This is a genomic window from Weissella cibaria (assembly GCF_004521965.1).
Lineage (GTDB): Bacteria > Bacillota > Bacilli > Lactobacillales > Lactobacillaceae > Weissella > Weissella cibaria_A.
Window position 1 is genome coordinate 1 of sequence record NZ_SDGK01000019.1, and the last position, 21,231, is coordinate 21,231.

The following is a 21,231-nucleotide window of genomic DNA, read 5'->3' on the forward strand; positions in this document are numbered from 1 at the left end:
CAAAGGTAATCAAAACCCCGGTCTGGCATATCTGCCAGCCCGGGTTTAATTGTTTAACTAACTTGATTCTCAGTTAGGATTTTTTGGATAACATCATCCATTTCGGGCGTCTTAGTCCATTCTGTGTATTCCTTAATGGCAACCATTTCAGGTATTTCAAAATGTCCATTAACGTACTTTTCGTATTTTTCAACGTTTCCTGAGTGAGGAATGTTAATTTTTAAAATACGAACTGACTGAATCATCCCCTGTTCAGCGGCATATTCGGCTTGACCATTGTGCAAAAGATTGCCAATTTCCTTATAAGTCGATCCGTCGTTACGGGTAATCTCCTCAATAATATCAAGCGTTTGATAATCCGCAGCCATGTTCTTAATCCACTCCTACTTCTGCACGAACAACATCAACGATGCGATCAACGTAGGCCCCAACCAATTCTTCGGTTTGGGCTTCTGCCATCACACGTAGCAAATCTTGCGTACCTGAAGGGCGTACCAAAACGCGACCGTTGTCACCCATTTCGGCTTCAACCTCAGCAATCACTTGCTTAATCGCTTCGTTCTCTAGCGCGGACTTCTTGTCTTTGACCTTCACATTAACCAACTTTTGTGGGAAAACTGTCATCTCACCAGCTAGTTCTGATAACTTCTTGCCCGTTGCCTTCATAACATGAAGCAATTGCAAAGCAGTCAACATACCATCACCAGTTGTTGACCAGTCTAAGAACACTACGTGACCTGATTGCTCACCGCCCAAGTTGTACCCAGACTTTAACATCTCTTCGACCACATAGCGATCACCAACAGCCGTCTTAACTGATGACATGTTATTTTCAGCCATGGCCTTGTACATACCGATGTTTGACATGACCGTTGTGACAATTGTGTCTTGCTTCAATCGACCGTGTTCTGACAAGTATTTACCTGTAATGAACATGACCTTATCGCCGTCGACAACGTCACCGTTTTCGTCAACGGCAATCAAACGGTCACCGTCACCATCAAATGCCAACCCGACTTGGGCACCGTTTTCAACTGTAAACTTCGTAATTGCTTCAGGGTGTGTTGACCCTACGCCCTTGTTAATATTCAATCCGTCAGGTGATGTGGCCATCGTGACAAAGTCAGCGCCCATGTCAGCAAACAAATTGACAACTAAACCAGACGTTGCACCATTGGCAGCATCGATGGCAATGTTCATGCCTGACAAATCATCAGGGATGGTTGTCTGCAAGTACTCGAGGTACTTAGCGGCCCCTTCAGGAAAGTCTGACACTGTTCCCAAGCCCTCAGCGGCTGGACGAGGCAATGTATCTTCCGGTGCATCAAGCAACGCTTCAATTTCAGCTTCCAACTCATCTGATAATTTGTAGCCATCTGCGCCAAAGAACTTAATACCGTTATCTTCAGCCGGATTGTGTGATGCCGTGATTTGTGCACCAGCATCTGCTTGTTGGGCGCGCACTAAGTAAGCAACCCCGGGCGTTGAAATGACGTTCAAACGCAAAATTTCAATACCGACTGATAGCAAACCAGCAATCAAAGCATGTTCCAACATTTGTCCTGACATACGTGTGTCACGACCAACTAGCACGCGTGGTCGGCGTCCTTCAGCATGGCGCGTCAAAACTGCACCACCCATGCGACCGAGACGGAAAGCCAATTCCGGCGTTAATTCCTTATTGGCAATCCCGCGCACACCATCTGTTCCAAAATAATGTAATTCAACCATAATGTTTTTTTATTGCTCCTTGGGCGTAATCGTTACCGTGACCGTTGTCGGATTTACACTATCCGTTCCGTCTGGCGTATTCACCGTGACATCTTGAGATGACGCTGCTGTCACCCCGTTCAAATCGACCGTCACAGGAATCGCTTTTAACTTATTCAATACATCAATCTTACCACGAACTGTAATTTCATTTACAGAGCCCGTAAGATTAAAGTTTGAAGCCGACCCGTTTTTTGTCCTAATTTTTAGCGGTACCTGCTTGGTACCTGTCCCAGCTGTCACTGGAATTTTCACCGTCGTTACCTGTGGTGAAATACCAACGTCGACTGGGTGTCCCTTAGCATCAAGGGCCTGCAATGTCACTGTCTGTGTGACTGACTTGCTCGTGTCGCGTTTCAATTGCGCCTCCGCAACCACAGTCTCTACTTCGTTAACTGCTGATTCACGTCCCATCAACTGAACGTTGTTAACTGATGACGTCACGGTGCCAACGGTATACCCGTCCGCAATCGCATCCTTATTGTAATCCGTGTGGACCGTGTAATACGCTGACGTCCGCTTATAGATTGTCACAGTTACCTTCGACTTAGCTAGCTTGTACGTCAAATCGCGGTTCAAACCTGACATCTTTAGCGCCACCGTGTGCGTACCATCAGTCAGTTTTGTTAGGTCTGCATAGACTTGAAAGTTTTTGGTGTTCTTAGCTGCCGTCACCAAAGCCGACGAACCAGTCAAGGTGACATCAACGGTGTCAGGCGCACCAGAAATATAATATTCATCTGTATCGATGCCGTTCAATTGCAACGGAACCGACACTTTTTCTGACTTCGATGAGACCAACCCTTTTAAGATACCCGTGGTTGTTGCGCCACTTTCTGTCGAATTGCGCGTGGTCTTCGTTGACTGGCCATCCGCATAGACCGACATTAAGATGGCAACTAATATCGTTACCCCCAGATAAATCAGTTTGTCGTAACTTTTTTTCATTACTTCTCACCCCGCTTAAATGTCGGTGCAAAGCGTGACCACCAGTTTTGCTTGACCGCCCCATTTTCAGGTACTAATTGGCGTGTCAAATATTTGCGATAGTCCTCACGCGACAATGACTGCATCAATTCTGCATTACGCGTAATTGACACTGCCCCGGTTTCCTCTGATACAACAATCGTCAAGGCATCCGTTACTTCTGAAATCCCCACTGAGGCACGATGCCGCGTACCCAGCTCCTTCGGGATCGTTGGATTATCTGATAATGGTAGGTAAGCCGCTGCGGCTGCCAACCGGGTATCTTTGATAATTACCGCGCCATCGTGCAAAGGCGTATTTGGAATAAAAGTATTAATCAATAATTGACTGGTCACTTCCGCATCAATCTTAATTCCGGTTTCGATATACTCTTCTAGCCCGGTTTCCATTTCAATTGAAATCAACGCCCCAATATGTCGCTTTGACATATATTGAATGGCATCATCCAATTCATTAATCAGCTTTGTTTCGTCTTGATAAGCCTGTCGTTGCTTAAACAAAGCTGATCGACCAAGGTGTTCCAACCCGCGTCGAATTTCTGGTTGGAAGACGACAACTAAGGCAATCACACCCCAATTAATAATTTGGTCGGTTAACCATGAAATCGTGGTCAAACCAATGTACCAACTAACAACCTTCACAACAATCACAATACCAACACCACGCAACAGCGTAACCGCCTTGGTACCGCGAATCAGCATCAGCAACCGATAAAGAAGCCACCAAACAATGACAACGTCAATAATGCGGACAATACTGACACTCTTCACCAGTGCTTCAATATTAAAATTCATTGTCCTGCCCCCTACTCTTCTTCATCCGTTAATAGACCAGCTTCAGTAAAATTAATCATTTGACGAATCCGCAAGCCAGTCTCAGCAGAAATAAAGTGCGCGTCATACAAATGTTGGGTGGCCTCACGCTGTGCGTTTAGTCCAGCCACTTCAAGATCCATACGTACCAAGGCTTCCGATTTCCCACCATTATGTTTCTGATGCTCTAAGCGCGAACGATACATAATGATTAAGTTGTAGGCTGCCGTTTGGTCCGTCTTTGACGCTTGGCCATCTTCACTTGCCAAATATGTTGAAATTGCTACAATCGCAGCTTTCGCTGATTCATGATGTGCAAGCTCGTATTCCGTAATTAGGCGATCAGACGAATCGTCACTCAACCAAATTCGAATTGACCGGCGTATCGAAATTACAAAACGCTTCAATTGACGCCATGTCCGCTTGGTTTTATCATGCGTAATCAAATCATCCAAATCCGCTTCCACGCGATCAATCCGGCGATTCTCACTTGCAAACACCAATGGTGTAATTTTTTCATCAACCAACAAGCCTCGTAATGCACTTCGTTCCGCGTCCAATGCGATTTCACGTAAGTTCATTTCGGCTTTCAAAATTGGACTAAGTTTGTCAATTTTCATAAATCGCATCTGCAATTGGCGAATCTGCATTTGATAGCGCAGAATAATTTCATAAGCAATGGCTTGATTTGATTCTCGGCGACGCGTCTCAATTTCACGGACTGCTGACTGCAAGACATATACTCGGGCACGTGGCTCGGACATGTGCTGTGCGACAACCGTCTGTGGACTCTTTTCACCTGGCGGAACCTGCGTCTTTGACTTTTCAGCCAGCAACGGCAAAAAAATAATCGCAGCCAACAATGACATGATAATAACCACCGCTGCAATAAAGAGCATCAGAGCACGTTGTGGGAATGGCATCCCCGCATCAGTGACCAACGGTACTGACAACACACCGGCCATGGTCACGGCCCCACGCACACCTGACAAACCAGATAACAAGGCAACCCGCCATGACGCTGTTTCGTTACGGTGATTTTTTAATCGCACCCATTGGTTAATGTATGTCCAAATGACACGCATTCCAAAAATAACAACCCAGGTAATAAAGGCATACCAGATGGCCATTGGTACAGAAATCACATTGCCCAATTCAGTTGCTAGTGGTAGCTCAATTCCCAGAATCACAAAAATATAGCCATTCAACAAATAACCAAACACATTCCATGTGTTGATACCAACGACGTGTAACTCACCGGAATAATCAGCATCATTCTTCGTGTGAAGGTTTTGCACAATCGCCGAAACAACCACCGCAATAACCCCTGACGCATGTACTTCTTCAGTCAATAAGTACACTAAGAATGGGCTAAATAATTGCAACACCACGCGCAAGACAACATCAGTTACGCCCTTTGATGATAAGAAATCACCCAGGATATTCAGTAAGAACCCAAGAACCAACCCAATCAACGTCCCCATCAACGAGATATAGAAAAAGTTACCGGTAGCGGCTAATAGTGAAAAGGTTCCAGCAGATGCTGCTTTGACAGCAAAGTTAAAGCCGACCAACCCGCTGGCATCATTAATCAAACTTTCGCCCGCCACCAAGTGCATGATTGACGGTGGCAATTTGGCTTGCTTGGCAATCGCAGCCACAGCGACCGGGTCAGTTGGCGACAAAATCGCGGCAATCGCAAATGCGACTGGCAGCGGTAACTCTGGGACGAGGCCATAAATAATAAAGCCCCCCAGGATGGTCGTTAAAAAGACTAGTAAAATAGCATTTCCGAAGATCGCACCGCGCAACTCCCAAAGTTCTCGTTTCGGAAATCGCCAGGCGTCTGAATACAGCAACGGCGCAATAAATAATAGCAAAAACCATTCTGTATCTAATTCAATGTGTACATTTAAAAACAAAGCGGCCAGCAGACCCAAACTGATTTGGATCAAACTGACCGGCACACGTTTGAGGAAATGCGACAAAATATTACCGATGACCACCAATGAGGTTAACCCCACAATGGTTTGTAATAGTTCCATAATTCCTCCCTTAATTCAATTCATTAGTTACCCAAAATACGAACTTCAGTTTCCAAATCAACCCCAAACTTCTCTTTAACCACAGCTTGGACGTGCTTAATTACATTGACGTAATCAGAGCCCGTTGCGTTACCGCGGTTAACGATAAACCCAGCGTGCTTCGTTGAAACTTGAGCACCCCCAATTTGGAAGCCTTGTAGGCCCGCATCCATAATTAGCTTACCCGCAAAGTAGCCTTCTGGTCGCTTGAAGACAGAGCCGCACGACGGAAATTCCAAAGGTTGCTTGCTAGCACGCTTTTGGTTAAAGTCTTCCATACGTGCTTCAATCGCTGCCCCATCATCTGGCTGGAGCTTAAACGTTGCCGAAATGATCACATCGCCCGTATCTTGGACCAAACTGTGACGGTAACTAAATTGCAGGTCTGCATTGCTATAGCTTTTGATTTCACCTGCTGGTGTGATGACTTCAGCTGACTCAAGCCAGCCATCAACTTGCCCACCATATGCGCCCGCATTCATGAAGACGGCACCTCCGACTGAGCCCGGAATACCAGCAGCCCATTCAATCCCGGCCAGATTGTGCTCACGGGCAATTTGGGTAACATCAATAATAGTTGCCCCTGCAGTTGCCTTAATGCGGTTGCCTGACACGGCTAACTCATTCAGCTTCGTCACGAAAATCGTGAGGCCTCGCAACCCATCGTCCGTAATAATCAAGTTTGAGGCATTGCCCAATACTGTCATTGGCACGTCATGTGTGGTTGCATAGGCAACCACTTCACGTAACTCCGCGACCGTCCGGGGCCAAAATACCAAATCAGCTTCACCACCCACACGTGTATTCGTGTAAGCAGATAAAGCCACATGTTGCCGAATATCTAACCCTGGAAAGGCTGTTATAAGTTCATTTGTGTTCATCTCTCTTATTTTCCTCGTTAAATTACCTTAACCAGTTGCTTCAAGGGATCGACCCCAAACTGTTCGGCTTGTGTGACCAAAATCCGAGCCGCCGCAACGGTATCATCTAAGGCATTGTGGTGGTGCTTCAAATCAATTTGCAAGGCATCGGCTACCGTGTTCAACTTGTGATTTGGTAGCTGTGGATACAACTTACGTGACGTCCGCACCGTGTCTAATGACAGGTAATGTGGGGCTGAAATGCCATAGTGGCCTAATGTCTCACGCAGTACTCCGTTGTCAAACGGCGCATTGTGCGCAATGACAAGTTGATTTGCGGTATAAAACTGCTTAATCTGTTCCCAAACTTCGGGAAACTTTGGCGCATCAACAACATCAGCTTCCGTAATGCCGTGAATTTTAGTATTTCGGACATCAAAATACGATTCCGGCTTAATTAATGTATAAAATTCATCCACGAGTATGTTGTCACGTACAACAACAATTGCCATTGAAACAGCACTATGGCGCTGGGCACTCGCGGTTTCAAAGTCCATTGCGACAAAATTCATAAATCGTGCACCCCATTATTTACTTCAAGTTTAACAGCATATCAAACGCCGGTACTTGTTCGCCCGCACTATTTTCTACCAAAGTTGCCGAATTAGGTACGCGGGTAAAGCCCACTTTTTCATAAATATGAATCGCCGGTGCATTATGACTTTGAACGGTTAAACGAATGACATCAACTGTGCTGTACTCGTGAGACCAAGTCAACATTTCATCAATCAGCGCTTGTGCGAGGCCAAAGCCTTGGTATGCTGCCAATACGGCGACCCCGACTTCTACTTCACGTGGCTTGCCTGGAATCGCAGCCGCTGAAATCAGACCAAACAACTCATCTTCGTCGCTGGCAATCACTAAAATAATATTATTCGTGGTTGCTTGCAAAAAACTGATATTATCTGCCTCAGTAACCCCGTCTATCGCCTCTAAATCTTGGGCAAGCATAAACGTTGTCGATTCTGTCTGTAATTGGTGTAACAGCGCCAACAACTTATCGGCATCGCGACCTTCAGCTGGTCGAATCATTAATTCCATTTTATTTCTCCAAAGCAGCTAAAATAGCTTCTGAACGAGGCCCGGTAGCTCGCACTGATATCGTCCGAAATAGTCCCGTTTCATCCTGGTCAAGGCGTGCCAAATCAATGATGAGGACATCTTGCGGCAATTCTGATTGAATAAACTCTGACCACTCAATCAGTGCCACCCCTTCACCGCCGAAGTATTCAGCCAAACCTAATTCATCACCGCCACCCTCTTCACCTAAACGATAGACGTCCAAATGGTAAAGGGGAAAGTTTTCGGTTTGATACTCGCGTACTAATGTAAATGTTGGACTCTTCAAAGGACGACGAATACCAAGTGTCCGCGCCAAACCTTGTGTAAAGGTTGTCTTACCAGCACCCAGATCACCATTCAACAAAATTGTATCACCTGGTTGAACCAGTTTTGCTAGTCGGGCCGCTAGCGTTTGTGTTTCTTCAACTGTGTTTACTGTTAATCTCATAATGTCAAGTATACCATTTTTGACAGCCATATTACAGGTGAAGAAGGCAGTCAACTGACTGTTTAACGGCAACAAAAAACGCAAACTTGCACTCAGTAAATTTGCGTTTCTAGTTATTATTTAATCATTATGCCAAAGTTTGTGCAGCCGTGATGATAGCTACCTTGTAGACATCTTCTTCATTTGCACCACGTGACAAGTCTGAGATTGGCTTTGCCAAGCCTTGCAAGACAGGTCCGATTGCTTCGAAACCACCCAAACGTTGGGCAATCTTGTAACCAATGTTACCTGATTGCAAATCTGGGAAAACAAAGACATTCGCGTGACCAGCAACTTCTGATTCAGGAGCCTTGGCAGCTGCAACTGATTCAACAAATGCTGCATCAAATTGCAATTCACCATCGATAGCCAATTCAGGAGCAGCCGTCTTAGCCAATTGCGTTGCTTCAGCAACCTTATCAACTTGTGGTGCCTTAGCTGACCCCTTCGTTGAGAAACTCAACATTGCAACCTTTGGATCGATACCAAAGACCTTAGCCGTGTTAGCTGATTGTACAGCAATTTCAGCCATCGTTTGGGCATCGATATCAATGTTAATGGCCGCATCGGCAAAGATGTAACGCTCATCATCACGTTGCATGACGAAGGCACCTGAAATACGTGATGAACCCGGTGCCGTCTTGATGATTTGTAAAGCTGGGCGGACCGTGTCCCCAGTTGGGTGCGTTGCACCAGAAACCATACCATCAGCAACTTCAAGGTAAACCAGCATTGTACCGAAGTAGTTAACATTTTCCAACCACTTTGAAGCAGTTGCCGCATCCGTCTTACCGTTACGACGCTCAACCAATGCATTAACCATCTTCTCACGTGCATCTGCTGGGTACTCTGCAGGATCAATGATTTGCAAACCTGACAAATCAAAGTTATTTGCTGCAGCAGTTGCTTCGATAGCTGCCTTGCTTCCCAACAAGATTGGCTTTACCAATTCTTCCGCAGCCAAACGAACCGCTGCGCCTTGAATACGTACATCTTCACCTTCCGGGAATACCAAAGTCTTGCCTTGGCCCTTAATTTGTGATGACAATTGTTCAAAGAGTTCCATGATGGAAAACCTCCGTTTTTTTATAGCTTGATAGCGTTTTTTATTACATCCTTATTATGACAAATATCGCTTTTGTTTACTAGTCAAAAGTGACAATTTTTGTGATTCCATTCACAAAAAGCATTACCAACGAATTGGCTGTTGCTGATTGTCTTGTAAAAAGGCATTCGCTTGTGAGAACGGACTTGACCCAAAGAACCCACGGTAAGCTGACAGCGGGCTGGGATGTGGTGCCTGCAAAATCAAGTTATTTGGTCCCATAATTAACGGTGCCTTCTTTTGCGCTGGTTTCCCCCACAGAATAAAGACCGTTGGTTGCGGTTGCCGGGCGACCAAACTGATTGTAGCGTCGGTCAATTGTTCCCAAATTTGGCCGGCATGTCCATTTGCCTGATGAGCTGGTACTGTTAGGACTGTGTTCAGTAAAAGCACGCCCTGTTCAGCCCAGGCGTGCAAATCTCCCGTCCGCGGCGCTGGTTGCTGCAAGTCGGTGACGTACTCTTTATAGATATTCACAAGTGACTTTGGCAATACCATGTCGGTAGGTACCGAAAAACTAAGGCCTTGCGCCTGATCTGGATTAGGATATGGATCTTGCCCAAGAATAACAACTTTCACTTGGCTCAGCGGCGTCGCCCGGTAAGCGGCGAAAACATTTTCACGGGCTGGATAAACTACCCCACCCGCATATGCTGTTTCTAAAAATTGCTGGACTGCATCAAAATACGACTGCCCTAATTGCTCAGTTAAAGGTTGCAGCCAGTCGGTGTCGGTTAAATCTGCCATGGTTATACCTCACATTTTATTTGGTTTAACTATATAATAGGGCTAAGGGGGTGCCCACATGCGTGAATTATATCTAACACAAGTCACCCATGCCGCAACAGGCATGAGTCTAGTCACCAACGAATTGGGGACTATTGCCTACTATATTACCGGAGAAATGGGACAAACTGGTAATCGTTTAAAAATTCTTGATAAAAGTGCTCACGTCTTAGCAGAATTAGAGCAAGCTTCCCTTGGCTTTCTGCCCCGTTTTACGCTACGGGTAGATAACACCCAAGTCGGGTCAATCGGCTTATCATTACAGCTTCGAGAAGTTCTCTTCGTGAGTGGCGTTAATTGGTTAATCCTCGGCAATTTGGATAAACAACGTTTTCAAATTAGTAAAATGCGCCACCAACTGGCAGCCTCTTTTCCAAAGGACGATGGCCGACTAACCATTCAAATCGCTGATGTCGATAATGAAGTCGCCCTTGTCTTAATTACGGCATTTCTAGATCGTTGGCAATTCATTGCGAGTGGTCGAACGGCACCTTGGTTCACTCTCATGACTGGTCGTGAACCGCTACTCGGATCGTCATATCGCGAATTAAAACCTAGTTTGCCAAGCCATTCCCAATTTGTTACACTTGGGCCATCAATTAAATCGCATCAAAAGCGTCGCTAGGGTTCCGCACAGTTACTGTGGTCTGGTCCAAGAGCGACCGCGTGCTCGCACGTACACGGAAGGACAAAAGCCTGGGAGTTAACGACATATGCCGCTAACTCCCAGGCTTTTCTATCGATGCGGTCGAAGGAGGACTTATGATGACTTTATTACGAAATCCGTGGCTAAAAGTGGCCGCTGCGGTGGTTTTTGAGCCCATGTGGGTATTAGGGATGAAACACGCCGACAATATTTGGATGACTGGGTTAACCATTTTCGCCCTGATTGCTTCCTTCTTCATGCTACTTAAGGCGAGTGATGAATTACCTGTCGGCACGGTCTACGCCATCTTTGTTGGTCTTGGTACCGTGGCGACCATCATTGCCAACTGGGCGTTCTATGGTGAATCGCTTGGCGTCGTACAATTGGTCTTAATTGCAGCCCTACTCTTTGGGGTCATTGGTTTGAAATTAATGGAGGAAGTATAATGGCTTGGTTATTTATTATCTTAGCTGGACTCGGCGAAACCAGTGGTGTCGTCATGATGAATGAATGGCACCGTCGTCGACACTGGTCGGCCATCGTCGGGCTACTCATCAGCTTCGGCTTTAGTCTATCATTACTCTCGCTAGGGATTCGTGATATTCCATTGGGTACGGCATATGCTGTCTGGACCGGGATTGGTACAGTTGGTGGTACCCTGGCCGGCATGCTCTTTTACGGCGAATCACGCGATTGGAAGCGTATTCTTTTCATTGCCATCATCTTAGCCGCTGCTGTTGGTTTAAAATTTACGGAATGATAAAATCCCGCCGGTCACCAAAATGACCAGCGGGATTTTTCATTAGACATTCAAAACTTTATTCAAGAAGTCGCGTGTTCGCTCATCTTGTGGGTTGTTAAAGACTTCCTCAGGCGTTCCTTCTTCACGAATGTAACCATCGGCGAAGAAAACAACGCGATCAGCAACTTGCTTGGCAAAGCCCATTTCGTGGGTCACGACAATCATCGTCATCCCTTCTTCCGCAAGCTCTTTCATCACAGCCAATACATCCCCAACCATTTCAGGGTCAAGCGCTGAAGTTGGCTCATCAAACAGCATAATCTTTGGATTCATAGCTAGCGCACGGGCGATTGCCACACGCTGCTTTTGTCCACCTGACAAAGTATTTGGCTTAACATCCGCCTTATCGGCTAGCCCAACCCGCTCAAGCAACTTATGGGCCGTCTGTTCGGCTTCAGCCTTACTTTGCTTCCCCACTTCAACCGGGGCCAACATCATGTTTTCCAACACAGTCAAATGTGGAAACAAGTTAAAATGTTGAAACACCATGCCAATCGTTTCGCGTGTTTTATCAATATTGTTCTTTGGGTCAACCAAATCCCAACCATTAATCTTAATTTGACCGGAATTAATCTCTTCTAACTTATTAAGTGAACGCAAGAAAGTTGACTTTCCTGAACCAGATGGTCCAATCATAACAACCACTTCGCCTTCTTCAACGTCCAAACTAATGCCCTTCAAGACCTCGTTTTTACCGTAGCTTTTGTGAACATCCTTCACTTCAACAATCGCTGCCATTAGTTAATCCTCTTTTCTACCCAGTTAGATAACCACGTCAACAACGTGATGACAATCAAGTACAAAACAGCAATCATTAACCAGACCTTGAATCCTTGCAGGTTACGCGCAATGATCAACGTACCCGTTTGCGTCAATTCAATAATTCCGATTGCTGACAAAATTGATGTATCCTTCAACGTGATAATAAATTGGTTAATGAAACTAGGAATCGTCAAACGAATTCCTTGTGGCATGACAACCTTACGCATCGCCTTGCCATATGGCATACCAAGTGACCGAGCTGCTTCTAGCTGACCCGGATCAACTGACCTAAAGCCACCACGAACGAACGCCCCGATATAGGCACCTTCATTCAAAATCAGCGTAACGACACCAGCTGTAAAGGCCGGAATCTTTTGGCCAGTCAAGTTAGGAATACCAATATAAATAAAGAAGGCCAAAACTAGCATTGGCAACCCACGGAAGATGTAGATAATAACCGATGATAAGCCTCGGATAACCTTACTTGGCGCAACACCCATCACACCAAGTAGCACACCCCAAATGGCTGCCAAGACGATACCAACAATCGTCAATTGTAACGTCTTAATTAATCCATCAAGTAAAGCTGCCTTATTATCTTTAATCAACGACCAGATAGATTGGTCAGCGGCTGACTTAACGGCTGCATTTTCCTTGTAGTTGTACCCACCTTCACCAAGGTAACGGTTAACGATTTTATCGTAAGTACCGTCCTTGACCATCTTGGCATAACCAGCATTGAAGTCCTTTAGCAACGCTGCGTTAGCGCCCTTTTTTACCCCAAAGCCATACCAATTACCCTCAGCTGGGTCCGTCACAATTTTCATTTTTGTACCTTGTTGAATCGCATAGGCCATTACTGGCTGATCCTCAAAAGCCGCCACCGTGTTACCGATGATGACATCATTGTACATCGTGTTTGAATCATTAAAGTAGGTAATCTTGAAATCGTACTTTTTGGCCATTCGTTGCGCATACATCGCGCCAGAACTACCCGTCTTGGCTGCCACCGTCTTACCTTTCAAATCCTTTAGTGAATCCACCTTAGACTTGTTAGCAACTGCCATGACGATACCACTCTTATAGTATGGCGTACCAAAATCAAATGTTTGCTTACGTTCATCCGTAATCGACATCCCCGCCAAGATACCGTCAACTTGGCCCGCCTGAACCGCTTGTACACCGGCATTAAAGCTCATCGGCTTCAACGTATACGTAAAGTGTTCGCACTTCGAAATTTCCTTTAACATATCCATGTCAATACCACGATAATCCCCACCTTGGGTTTGAAACTCAAATGGTGGGAACGTCGTATCTGTTGTAATCGTGTAATGCGATGCTGCATGCATCGTTTGCCCGCTGACTGTCATCCCCATGACGGTCGCAACTAGCACTACCAGGCCAGTCAGCCATTTGCGCATGACGAAATCCTCCTAAATCACCCATATTATTCTATATGCTAGTATCTTACTCTCATTCAGAAAAAAGATGTTGTGTGATGTCAGATTTGCTCACATTTCTGATTTACTGGTCGCTGTACGCCAAACATTTATGATAAGTGCGATCAACGGTGCACCGACTGCGACATAAAAGACCATCCGACTTACGTGCAGGTAGGTTGTTCCTAGGCCACGCGCGATGTGCTTAACTCCTGGCAGTTGTGCATACAGAAAGTTTGTCGTAAAACTAATACCGACCGCCATGACAATTGTCCGGAACAATGAATTTATTGAACCGGCCACACCAGCCAGGTTAAGCGGTACCACCCCCATCGTAATCGAATTGTTAGGCGTTAAGGTAAATGCCATCCCTCCCCTGTTTAGAATAATTGGCCACCATAGAAAGCATAACTAATCTGCAACACTAACAACATGGCCAAGGCAATGGTCACTAATCGCGGCCGTCGTTCAGGTGCTGACGCTAACAATATAATCCAGCACTGCTAAACATTAACACGACACCGACAGAAAAAATGAATTGTCCTAGCCGGTTAACCCGTCGCGCTTGTTCACGAATATCAGCACAGGTTAGTCTTGGTCGAGGAAAAGCCCCCTTCGCCCAGAACATAACCGCGATGGCGACCGGTACGTTTAGTAAAAAGATCCACCGCCATGACAAAATCGATGTAATTAAACTACCAACCGCAGGGCCGGAAATTGACCCAACCGAGATAAACATGGAATTATAAGCCAGTGCCTTGTCGCGTTCTTTATCAGCAAAGTGTTCATTAATGATACCCATTGCATTCGCCATGACCATCGCTGACCCCCCGATTGCACAAACCGACCAACCAACACACCAATAAAATTAGGTGCGATACCAGTTAAGAGCGAGCCAATAATAAACACCCAGCCACCAGCTCGGTAGACCGCGTTTCTCGAAAAAACGTCGCCTTAGTGGCCAAACATGACCAAGAAGACGACCGTCGTAATGAGGCCAACTTGTACAACCTGCGTACTCAAGGCGGCACTAACGTCAAATGCACGGGCCATGTGTGGCAAAGCCAGCGTCACACTCGCGCCAGACAAAGCCGTGACAAATGAAAAGGCACCTAACGAAACTGTAGGCGACTGTGAATTTTGTGTTTCACTCATGATGCTGTCCCCAAGCCCAACACACGGATCGCAAAGGCGATTGAAGCTGGTAAAGCATCTGCCATATACCCTTCACCATGACGTCCGCCTGGCAGAACCAGGGTTTCAACCTCGACCCCTAATGTGATTAAGCGATTCATTAACGTCGCAACTTCGCCAACTGGCACTAACTCAGTCATAGAGTTTGCAATAAAAACGGGTTTTGTTGTAGGTGTTAACCGATCATAAATGGTTGCTGTTTCATATGGTACTTGTCCATTTGCTGTTAGATTATCAACTAACCACTTATAGTAGGCTTGATTTTCACCATCTTGATCGATATCTTTTGACTTCACATCATCCCCGATAATTGATTGTTTACCCACGACATCAGGATGCGTTGCCATGAAACCGGCTAAATCATTTAATCCCGACCATGAAACCGTTGGCGTTGCTAATAATTGCGCAGCCTCTAAAGCAATATTGCCACCAGATGACGCCCCCCACATGACCAGCTTCTCTAGCCGGAAATGCTCATTTACAACAAGCCACTTTACCGCTGCAACCGAATCAGTCCGTTGGGTGGGAAAGATATTCTCTCCCGTCGCACCATTCGCTAAACGATAATTAATTGCAGCAACGCGAAAGTTTGCCGCGACGAGCGCACTGGCTAATTCATCTTCCTTACGCTTATCACCCTGCCACCAGCCACCGCCATGAACAAGGACAATATCGGCAATTGCGTCACCTTCCGGCTCGTAAATATCTAATTTTTGTAACGCATCTGCCCCATATGCTAAATCTTTATTAATCTTCATTTTCTTTTACCCCCAAATAATTGTTCTAAATCACCCCCATTATAGCGCTTCACTTATCAAAATTATGCAAAAAAGAGCTGATATTAGTAATATCGGCTCTTTTTTAGCGAACTTTCAGATTACGACGCAAATCGCGTTCCTGATCGCGCTTTTTAATTGTTTCACGCTTATCGTAATTATGCTTACCCGTTGCAACCCCAATCAATACCTTCGCGAAACCATGCCTTAAATAAACTCGCAGAGGCACGATTGTCTTACCTTGTTGCGCTGTCGCTTCACCAAGCGCTTTAATCTCATTTTTGTGGAGTAACAAACGTCGGCTACGTAATGGCTCATGGTTAAACCGGTTTCCCTGTTCAAACGGACTGATATGCACATTATCTAGCCAAGCTTGCCCATCACGCACCTGTACGAATCCATCGGCAATCGTAATCTTACTTGCCCGAACCGACTTAATTTCCGTTCCGGTTAGTTCAATCCCCGCTTCGTACGTCTCACCAATAAAGTAGTTGTACTTCGCCTTGTTGTTGGTTGCAAGTGCACCATCGTTATTCGACTTCTTCTTGGCCATAATGACCTCCTAAAGCTTTTCTCCATTTAGATGGTTTCTCGTTTCACGAGAAAACCGTTGTTCTGTGATCTTTTAAACGCCTGCCGCAACTCTATGCTCTTGTTTAGTGACGGCCCTTACGGTTTGTGTTTTGGCGCTTTGACTCTGGCTTGCGGTCTGTATTCGCACCGAATGGCTTTCCACCATTGTGAGTCTTCCCCCCTTTGCTTGAGCGGTTATTCTTGTCGTTGCTACGACGCTCACCTCGGTTACGACCACCAAAGGCCCCACGACGGTCCTCAGGCACCTTAATATCTGTGATTGGAGCAGCATCGGGATCAACTAGCACAAAGTCCAAAGCTGATTGTTCCTTATCCACACGTACCAAACGTACCTTAACCGGTTGTCCAACTTGATAGATGTGGTGGAAACGGCGGCCAATCAACGCCATGTGAGCCTCATCGTAAACATACTGATCATCCGTGAAGTTTGATGTATGAATCAAACCTTCAACCGTGTTTTCCAATGATACGAACATACCGAATTTCAAGACACCATTAACTACTGCCTCGAATTCATCACCAACCTTGTCAGCCATAAATTCAGCCTTCTTCATGGCATCCGTATCACGTTCTGTGTCAACCGCACGACGTTCACGCACAGAAGTATCTTCACCAATTTGAGCCAACTGATCACGGTACTTAGCTTGCGACTCTTCGCCCAAACCATTCTTCTCATACCACTTAATCAAACGGTGAACCGTCAAGTCAGGGTACCGACGAATTGGTGACGTGAAGTGCGTGTAGTACTCAGCCCCGATACCAAAGTGCCCCAATGGTTGGTCTGAATACTTAGCTTGCTTCATCGTACGAAGCATCATCGTTGAAACCATTTGTTCTTCTGGACGATCCAAGAAGAAGTTATGGATGGCTTGCAAATCAGTTGACTTGATGTTCTCTGGGTCGATCTTAACCGGTGCACCAAGAGCCTTCACGAAGTCCACAAAATTTTGGACACGATCAGCATCTGGTGTTTCGTGAATACGGTACAAGAATGGCACGTTGGCTTGGTCAAAGTGCATGGCAACCGTTTCATTCGCTGCCAACATAAATGACTCAATCATACGTTCAGACAAACCACGTTCACGCAATTCAATGTCCGTTGGCTTACCCGTCTCATCAACAATAATCTTAGCTTCTGGTGCATCGAATTCAATTGCACCACGTTCTGTACGCTTTGCAGTCAAAGCGTTGTGCAATTGTTCCATTTCTTCGAACATTGGCACTAAGTCACTGTATTCTGAGCGGGTTTCTTCATCGCCAGCCAAGATAGCGTTAACTGCCTTGTACGTCATACGGGCATGTGAACGCATCACTGATGTGTGTAAACGGTGGTTAACCAAATCACCAGCTGGGGTAAATTCCATTTCAGCTGACATTGCCAAACGATCTACACCAGGGTTCAATGACGCAATACCATTTGAGATATTGCGTGGCAACATTGGGATAACTCGGTCCGTCAAGTAAACTGACGTACCACGGTTATAGGCTTCTTCATCCAAAGGCGTACCTTCAACAACGTAGTGAGAAACGTCTGCAATGTGAACACCAAGGTGGAAGTTACCATTTGGCAATTTCCAGACAACAACCGCGTCGTCCAAGTCCTTTGATTCAATCGCGTCAATCGTAACCAACGGTTGGTCTGTAATATCTTCACGGCCTTCGCGTTCAGAATCTTGTACGTCTTCTGGAATTTTGTTTGCTTGTTCCAAGACAGCTTCTGGGAAAACGTGTGGCACATCGTGGTTGTACACGATTTGTAGAATATCAACCCCGGGCTCATCCTTGTAACCAATCTTCTCAGTAATTGCACCCGTGAAACGCTTTGGGGCAACTGCTGAAGGATATTGATCAATTGACGCCATCACAATTTCACCGTCAGTTGCTGCCACGCCACCTTCCTTAACTAGGAATTCAAATGACGCAAACTTTTTATCCGTTAAGCGGATGCTACCAACGTAACCCTTGTATTCTGAGCCTAACTTAAACTCACCAACCACGTGCTCACGGGCGCGCGTAATAATCTCGGCAACCTTGCCTTCTGGCCCACGACCACTCGTAGCGTCACCCTTACTCAACAACTTCACACGAACCTCATCACCTTGGACAGCGAACATTGTGTTGTCAGGGTTAACAAAAACATCTTCAACATTATCATCATAGTGTACGAAACCAAAGCCCTTATCATTAGACTTAAACGTTCCGATAACACCTTCCTTATCAGCGTCATATTGGAATGCGCCTTCATCACTAACCTTCACCTTACCGGCTCGTTCCAAAGCTGCTAAAGCTTGAACAACCTTTGTAAAGGCGTTTGCGTCATCCAAACGCAAACCATCGACCAACGTTTGTGCTGGATAGGCTTGCGTTGGATTCGCCTTTAGAAAACCAAATAATTGGTCCTGTAATTTTTGTGCGTCCATTAAAATCTCACTCTTCTATATAATCAAAGACCCCTCGCAACAAGTCACGAGAGGTCAGTAGCGCTGTTTGTGTTTAGTGTGAAGATAGGTAAACTAGTGCCAATCCCAAAATAAACCAGATTGCTCCAAGAATAGCCGTGATTCGTTGCATCACTGCCTCGAACCCACGTGCCTTTTGCGTTGCGAACAAATCGCCGCCACCACCTGACAAGGCAGACAAAGCATCTTGTTGCTTAGATGGTTGCATCAACACTGCCAAAATAATTAACACGCCAACGACAATCATCGCTGTCAACAATACGTTGTACATTGTGGGCGCCTCCTCTTCATTCCCGATTATGTCGGGTTTTTATACTTGTCTAGCATAACATACGAGCGCCTGTCCCTCAACAAAAAACGATACATTCGATTATCGAACATCTCGTGAATTTTTATCATCGTAATAATCAACTAGGCACACTTCTCACTGCGACGCACCCAGACGCGGTAATACGTCATGATACACGCAATAACTAGCAAAATACCTGCGACCACAAACGCTTCCGGATGCTTAGCGGGATACGTTGTAACTGATGTGCCAAGCTTAGCGCTCATGATGGCGTACAAGGCGGACGTCACCAGCGTCGTTCCCGTAATCAGACTAAGTTACCAGACAAGGCATTTAATGAACCGGCCACATCCAGCTTATCCTATGGCGCCTTTGACATAATCAATGCATTATTCGGTGACTGGAAGGAAGCCATTCCGAATCCTGATCCAGCTAATAGCAAACCAACAACTAACATCGGTGTATTGGCACCAGCAAAGAACCAGCTAAACATCACAACTGCCAAGACCGTCAAACCAAACAAGGTCACATATTCACGATCCATCTTATCGGCCAATGTTCCTGAAATAACAATTAAATAAATTGAAACTGTCCACGTTGTCTGGTTCATGAGGATATTCATTTCCTTAGACATAACTGGCAATGCAATGTTGACGATTGATCCGTCCAAAGTGCTCATAAGGATGAACAATCCGACCGCAGCCATCGACAACCATAGCTTCAAACCACTTTGACTCTCTTGCATGATATGCCTACTTCCTTATTTTTTATCACCAATTAGTACAACACCTTAAGTAATAGGCATCTGAATAAAAGCGCCAAAAAAGACGACACCAATCCATTTGAGTTAGTGTCGTCTTTAATTAAATCAATCTAATCGATCGAACTCGTGATTAACGCTCGTAGTTAACGATAGCTTCGCGAGCAGTCTTGTCGATGTTGTAGAAGCTGTTGATACCCTTGTATTCAGCAACCTTGTCAGTCAACAAGTCTTCGATACGCATCAATTGGTTGTACTTAGCAATACGGTCAGTACGTGACATTGAACCAGTCTTGATTTGACCTGCGTTCGTAGCAACAACCAAGTCAGCAATCGTCGTGTCTTCAGTTTCACCTGAACGGTGTGAAACGATAGCCGTGTAACCAGCTTCCTTAGCCATTTCGATAGCTTCCATAGTCTCAGTCAAGGTACCGATTTGGTTAACCTTGATCAAGATGGCGTTACCGGCACCCTTTTCGATACCCTTTGCCAAGAACTTCGTGTTCGTAACAAAGAAGTCGTCACCAACCAATTGAACCTTCTTGCCCAAACGGTCAGTCAACTTTACCCAGTTATCCCATTGCTCTTCATCATCCAAGTTCTCAGCTTCTGCTAGAGGGTCTTCGATTGATACAACAGGGTACTTGTTTACCAAGTTCTCCAAGTAGTCGATGAACTCGTCAGTCGTGTATTCCTTCTTATCAGGCTCACCTGCCAACGTGTAGATCTTCTTCTCGTGGTCGTAGAATTCTGATGACGCAACGTCAAAGGCAATGGCGATGTCCTTACCAGGCTTGTAACCAGCACGCTCGATAGCGTTCAACAAGAACTCAAATGGCTCTGCGTTTGAGGCGAAGTTAGGAGCGAATCCACCTTCGTCACCAACAGCAGTTGAGTGACCTGATTCCTTCAACAATGCTTGCAATGCGTGGAAAGTTTCTGAACCCATACGGATAGCTTCAGCAACAGTCTTTGCACCAACTGGCATGATCATGAACTCTTGGAAGTCAACAGAGTTGTCCGCGTGGGCTCCACCGTTAACAACGTTCATCATTGGCGTTGGCAAAACCTTTGAGTTGAAACCACCAAGGTAGTTGTACAAAGGCGTTCCCAATTCGTCAGCAGCTGCACGAGCAGCAGCGATCGAAACACCAAGGATAGCGTTGGCACCCAACTTACCCTTGTTTGGAGTTCCGTCCAATTCGATCATCGTACGGTCCAACAAAACTTGGTCAGTAACGTCCATACCAACCAACTTGTCCTTGATAACCTTGTTAACGTTTTCAACGGCCTTCAACGTTCCCTTACCCAAGAAACGACCCTTGTCACCGTCACGCAATTCAACGGCTTCGTTAACACCAGTTGAAGCTCCTGAAGGAACGATTCCGCGACCGAAACCACCCAATTCAGTGTAAACTTCAACTTCAACAGTTGGGTTACCACGTGAGTCCAAGACTTCGCGTGCGTAAATATCAGTAATTGCAGACATGTTGTCTT

Annotated in this window: 26 protein-coding genes and 1 riboswitch; of the genes, 3 read left to right on the top strand and 23 right to left on the bottom strand. The window is 45.7% G+C overall.

Annotated elements, in window-relative coordinates:
* Positions 1-53: 53 nt before the first annotated feature.
* The 11 genes from EST42_RS03175 to EST42_RS03225 all read right to left on the bottom strand — a co-directional run bounded on the left by EST42_RS03175 (position 54) and on the right by EST42_RS03225 (position 9,974).
* Positions 54-368 carry a hypothetical protein gene (locus tag EST42_RS03175; RefSeq protein WP_134644181.1) on the bottom strand — a complete coding sequence of 105 codons (315 nt, stop codon included), beginning with the start codon at positions 366-368 and terminating at the stop codon, positions 54-56.
* Positions 369-372: 4 nt separating this feature from the next.
* Positions 373-1,731, bottom strand: a complete 1,359-nt coding sequence (gene glmM / locus EST42_RS03180) for a phosphoglucosamine mutase (RefSeq protein WP_134644182.1) — start codon at positions 1,729-1,731, stop codon at positions 373-375.
* 9 nt (positions 1,732-1,740) lie between these two features.
* On the bottom strand, positions 1,741-2,718 hold the full coding sequence (locus EST42_RS03185; protein WP_134644183.1) for a CdaR family protein: 978 nt from the start codon (positions 2,716-2,718) through the stop codon (positions 1,741-1,743).
* The gene (gene cdaA, locus EST42_RS03190; RefSeq protein ID WP_134644184.1) at positions 2,718-3,551 is read right to left on the bottom strand and encodes a diadenylate cyclase CdaA; all 834 of its coding nucleotides are present in this window, start codon (positions 3,549-3,551) and stop codon (positions 2,718-2,720) included. The genes EST42_RS03185 and cdaA overlap by 1 nt, the downstream gene beginning before the upstream one ends.
* An 11-nt stretch (positions 3,552-3,562) precedes the next feature.
* The gene (locus EST42_RS03195) at positions 3,563-5,614 is read right to left on the bottom strand and encodes a Na+/H+ antiporter (RefSeq protein WP_134644185.1); all 2,052 of its coding nucleotides are present in this window, start codon (positions 5,612-5,614) and stop codon (positions 3,563-3,565) included.
* 23 nt (positions 5,615-5,637) lie between these two features.
* Positions 5,638-6,534: a UDP-N-acetylmuramate dehydrogenase gene (gene murB, locus EST42_RS03200; protein ID WP_134644186.1), complete on the bottom strand. Its 897-nt coding sequence runs from the start codon at positions 6,532-6,534 to the stop codon at positions 5,638-5,640.
* Positions 6,535-6,551: 17 nt separating this feature from the next.
* Positions 6,552-7,085 carry a 3'-5' exonuclease gene (locus EST42_RS03205; protein ID WP_134644187.1) on the bottom strand — a complete coding sequence of 178 codons (534 nt, stop codon included), beginning with the start codon at positions 7,083-7,085 and terminating at the stop codon, positions 6,552-6,554.
* Between the two features lie 19 nt (positions 7,086-7,104).
* Complete coding sequence (locus EST42_RS03210) at positions 7,105-7,614, bottom strand: GNAT family N-acetyltransferase (RefSeq protein WP_134644188.1); 510 nt, start codon at positions 7,612-7,614, stop codon at positions 7,105-7,107.
* A gap of 1 nt (position 7,615) precedes the next feature.
* Positions 7,616-8,083 carry a tRNA (adenosine(37)-N6)-threonylcarbamoyltransferase complex ATPase subunit type 1 TsaE gene (tsaE, locus tag EST42_RS03215; protein WP_134644189.1) on the bottom strand — a complete coding sequence of 156 codons (468 nt, stop codon included), beginning with the start codon at positions 8,081-8,083 and terminating at the stop codon, positions 7,616-7,618.
* A 127-nt stretch (positions 8,084-8,210) separates the two neighbouring features.
* Positions 8,211-9,188: a phosphate acetyltransferase gene (gene pta, locus EST42_RS03220; protein ID WP_134644190.1), complete on the bottom strand. Its 978-nt coding sequence runs from the start codon at positions 9,186-9,188 to the stop codon at positions 8,211-8,213.
* A 123-nt stretch (positions 9,189-9,311) separates the two neighbouring features.
* Entirely contained in the window at positions 9,312-9,974 is a 663-nt protein-coding gene (locus EST42_RS03225; RefSeq protein WP_134644191.1) for a uracil-DNA glycosylase, read from the bottom strand.
* 58 nt (positions 9,975-10,032) lie between these two features.
* On the opposite strand from EST42_RS03225, the gene EST42_RS03230 reads away from it, so the two are divergent.
* The 3 genes from EST42_RS03230 to EST42_RS03240 all read left to right on the top strand — a co-directional run bounded on the left by EST42_RS03230 (position 10,033) and on the right by EST42_RS03240 (position 11,419).
* On the top strand, positions 10,033-10,638 hold the full coding sequence (locus EST42_RS03230; protein WP_134644192.1) for an LURP-one-related/scramblase family protein: 606 nt from the start codon (positions 10,033-10,035) through the stop codon (positions 10,636-10,638).
* Positions 10,624-10,718: riboswitch (guanidine-I (ykkC/yxkD leader) on the top strand. It overlaps the preceding gene by 15 nt.
* 57 nt (positions 10,719-10,775) lie before the next feature.
* Entirely contained in the window at positions 10,776-11,105 is a 330-nt protein-coding gene (locus tag EST42_RS03235; RefSeq protein ID WP_342365128.1) for a DMT family transporter, read from the top strand.
* Positions 11,105-11,419, top strand: a complete 315-nt coding sequence (locus EST42_RS03240) for a DMT family transporter (RefSeq protein ID WP_134644194.1) — start codon at positions 11,105-11,107, stop codon at positions 11,417-11,419. Before EST42_RS03235 ends, EST42_RS03240 begins: the two co-directional genes overlap by 1 nt.
* 42 nt (positions 11,420-11,461) lie before the next feature.
* Here the strand turns inward: EST42_RS03240 and EST42_RS03245 are convergent, their stop codons facing one another.
* The 12 genes from EST42_RS03245 to eno all read right to left on the bottom strand — a co-directional run bounded on the left by EST42_RS03245 (position 11,462) and on the right by eno (position 21,223).
* Entirely contained in the window at positions 11,462-12,199 is a 738-nt protein-coding gene (locus EST42_RS03245; protein ID WP_134644195.1) for an amino acid ABC transporter ATP-binding protein, read from the bottom strand.
* Positions 12,199-13,644, bottom strand: a complete 1,446-nt coding sequence (locus EST42_RS03250; RefSeq protein WP_134644196.1) for an ABC transporter substrate-binding protein/permease — start codon at positions 13,642-13,644, stop codon at positions 12,199-12,201. The genes EST42_RS03245 and EST42_RS03250 overlap by 1 nt, the downstream gene beginning before the upstream one ends.
* A gap of 90 nt (positions 13,645-13,734) precedes the next feature.
* On the bottom strand, positions 13,735-14,031 hold the full coding sequence (locus EST42_RS03255; protein ID WP_134644197.1) for an MFS transporter: 297 nt from the start codon (positions 14,029-14,031) through the stop codon (positions 13,735-13,737).
* A gap of 112 nt (positions 14,032-14,143) precedes the next feature.
* Entirely contained in the window at positions 14,144-14,476 is a 333-nt protein-coding gene (locus EST42_RS03260) for an MFS transporter (protein WP_245150359.1), read from the bottom strand.
* Between the two features lie 140 nt (positions 14,477-14,616).
* Positions 14,617-14,817 (bottom strand): hypothetical protein, encoded by a 201-nt coding sequence (locus EST42_RS03265; RefSeq protein ID WP_134644199.1) that lies wholly within the window; start codon positions 14,815-14,817, stop codon positions 14,617-14,619.
* Entirely contained in the window at positions 14,814-15,614 is an 801-nt protein-coding gene (locus EST42_RS03270; protein ID WP_134644200.1) for an alpha/beta hydrolase, read from the bottom strand. Before EST42_RS03270 ends, EST42_RS03265 begins: the two co-directional genes overlap by 4 nt.
* A 103-nt stretch (positions 15,615-15,717) precedes the next feature.
* Positions 15,718-16,185, bottom strand: a complete 468-nt coding sequence (smpB, locus tag EST42_RS03275; RefSeq protein WP_134644201.1) for an SsrA-binding protein SmpB — start codon at positions 16,183-16,185, stop codon at positions 15,718-15,720.
* A 103-nt stretch (positions 16,186-16,288) separates the two neighbouring features.
* Positions 16,289-18,646 (bottom strand): ribonuclease R, encoded by a 2,358-nt coding sequence (gene rnr / locus EST42_RS03280; protein ID WP_134644202.1) that lies wholly within the window; start codon positions 18,644-18,646, stop codon positions 16,289-16,291.
* 73 nt (positions 18,647-18,719) lie between these two features.
* Complete coding sequence (secG, locus tag EST42_RS03285) at positions 18,720-18,956, bottom strand: preprotein translocase subunit SecG (RefSeq protein ID WP_003608067.1); 237 nt, start codon at positions 18,954-18,956, stop codon at positions 18,720-18,722.
* A gap of 140 nt (positions 18,957-19,096) precedes the next feature.
* Positions 19,097-19,264 carry a hypothetical protein gene (locus EST42_RS10965; protein ID WP_245150360.1) on the bottom strand — a complete coding sequence of 56 codons (168 nt, stop codon included), beginning with the start codon at positions 19,262-19,264 and terminating at the stop codon, positions 19,097-19,099.
* A 71-nt stretch (positions 19,265-19,335) separates the two neighbouring features.
* On the bottom strand, positions 19,336-19,719 hold the full coding sequence (locus tag EST42_RS10970) for an MFS transporter (RefSeq protein WP_245150361.1): 384 nt from the start codon (positions 19,717-19,719) through the stop codon (positions 19,336-19,338).
* Positions 19,720-19,867: 148 nt separating this feature from the next.
* Positions 19,868-21,223 (bottom strand): phosphopyruvate hydratase, encoded by a 1,356-nt coding sequence (gene eno, locus EST42_RS03295; RefSeq protein WP_043710636.1) that lies wholly within the window; start codon positions 21,221-21,223, stop codon positions 19,868-19,870.
* Positions 21,224-21,231 lie beyond the last annotated feature (8 nt).

Coding starts and splice junctions, on each gene's coding strand:
- EST42_RS03175 (WP_134644181.1), bottom strand. CDS start 368: ATGGCTGCGGATTATCAAACGCTTGATATTATTGAGGAGATTACCCGT.
- glmM (WP_134644182.1), bottom strand. CDS start 1,731: ATGGTTGAATTACATTATTTTGGAACAGATGGTGTGCGCGGGATTGCC.
- EST42_RS03185 (WP_134644183.1), bottom strand. CDS start 2,718: ATGAAAAAAAGTTACGACAAACTGATTTATCTGGGGGTAACGATATTA.
- cdaA (WP_134644184.1), bottom strand. CDS start 3,551: ATGAATTTTAATATTGAAGCACTGGTGAAGAGTGTCAGTATTGTCCGC.
- EST42_RS03195 (WP_134644185.1), bottom strand. CDS start 5,614: ATGGAACTATTACAAACCATTGTGGGGTTAACCTCATTGGTGGTCATC.
- murB (WP_134644186.1), bottom strand. CDS start 6,534: ATGAACACAAATGAACTTATAACAGCCTTTCCAGGGTTAGATATTCGG.
- EST42_RS03205 (WP_134644187.1), bottom strand. CDS start 7,085: ATGAATTTTGTCGCAATGGACTTTGAAACCGCGAGTGCCCAGCGCCAT.
- EST42_RS03210 (WP_134644188.1), bottom strand. CDS start 7,614: ATGGAATTAATGATTCGACCAGCTGAAGGTCGCGATGCCGATAAGTTG.
- tsaE (WP_134644189.1), bottom strand. CDS start 8,083: ATGAGATTAACAGTAAACACAGTTGAAGAAACACAAACGCTAGCGGCC.
- pta (WP_134644190.1), bottom strand. CDS start 9,188: ATGGAACTCTTTGAACAATTGTCATCACAAATTAAGGGCCAAGGCAAG.
- EST42_RS03225 (WP_134644191.1), bottom strand. CDS start 9,974: ATGGCAGATTTAACCGACACCGACTGGCTGCAACCTTTAACTGAGCAA.
- EST42_RS03230 (WP_134644192.1), top strand. CDS start 10,033: ATGCGTGAATTATATCTAACACAAGTCACCCATGCCGCAACAGGCATG.
- EST42_RS03235 (WP_342365128.1), top strand. CDS start 10,776: ATGATGACTTTATTACGAAATCCGTGGCTAAAAGTGGCCGCTGCGGTG.
- EST42_RS03240 (WP_134644194.1), top strand. CDS start 11,105: ATGGCTTGGTTATTTATTATCTTAGCTGGACTCGGCGAAACCAGTGGT.
- EST42_RS03245 (WP_134644195.1), bottom strand. CDS start 12,199: ATGGCAGCGATTGTTGAAGTGAAGGATGTTCACAAAAGCTACGGTAAA.
- EST42_RS03250 (WP_134644196.1), bottom strand. CDS start 13,644: ATGCGCAAATGGCTGACTGGCCTGGTAGTGCTAGTTGCGACCGTCATG.
- EST42_RS03255 (WP_134644197.1), bottom strand. CDS start 14,031: ATGGCATTTACCTTAACGCCTAACAATTCGATTACGATGGGGGTGGTA.
- EST42_RS03260 (WP_245150359.1), bottom strand. CDS start 14,476: ATGGCGAATGCAATGGGTATCATTAATGAACACTTTGCTGATAAAGAA.
- EST42_RS03265 (WP_134644199.1), bottom strand. CDS start 14,817: ATGAGTGAAACACAAAATTCACAGTCGCCTACAGTTTCGTTAGGTGCC.
- EST42_RS03270 (WP_134644200.1), bottom strand. CDS start 15,614: ATGAAGATTAATAAAGATTTAGCATATGGGGCAGATGCGTTACAAAAA.
- smpB (WP_134644201.1), bottom strand. CDS start 16,185: ATGGCCAAGAAGAAGTCGAATAACGATGGTGCACTTGCAACCAACAAC.
- rnr (WP_134644202.1), bottom strand. CDS start 18,646: ATGGACGCACAAAAATTACAGGACCAATTATTTGGTTTTCTAAAGGCG.
- secG (WP_003608067.1), bottom strand. CDS start 18,956: ATGTACAACGTATTGTTGACAGCGATGATTGTCGTTGGCGTGTTAATT.
- EST42_RS10970 (WP_245150361.1), bottom strand. CDS start 19,719: ATGCAAGAGAGTCAAAGTGGTTTGAAGCTATGGTTGTCGATGGCTGCG.
- eno (WP_043710636.1), bottom strand. CDS start 21,223: ATGTCTGCAATTACTGATATTTACGCACGCGAAGTCTTGGACTCACGT.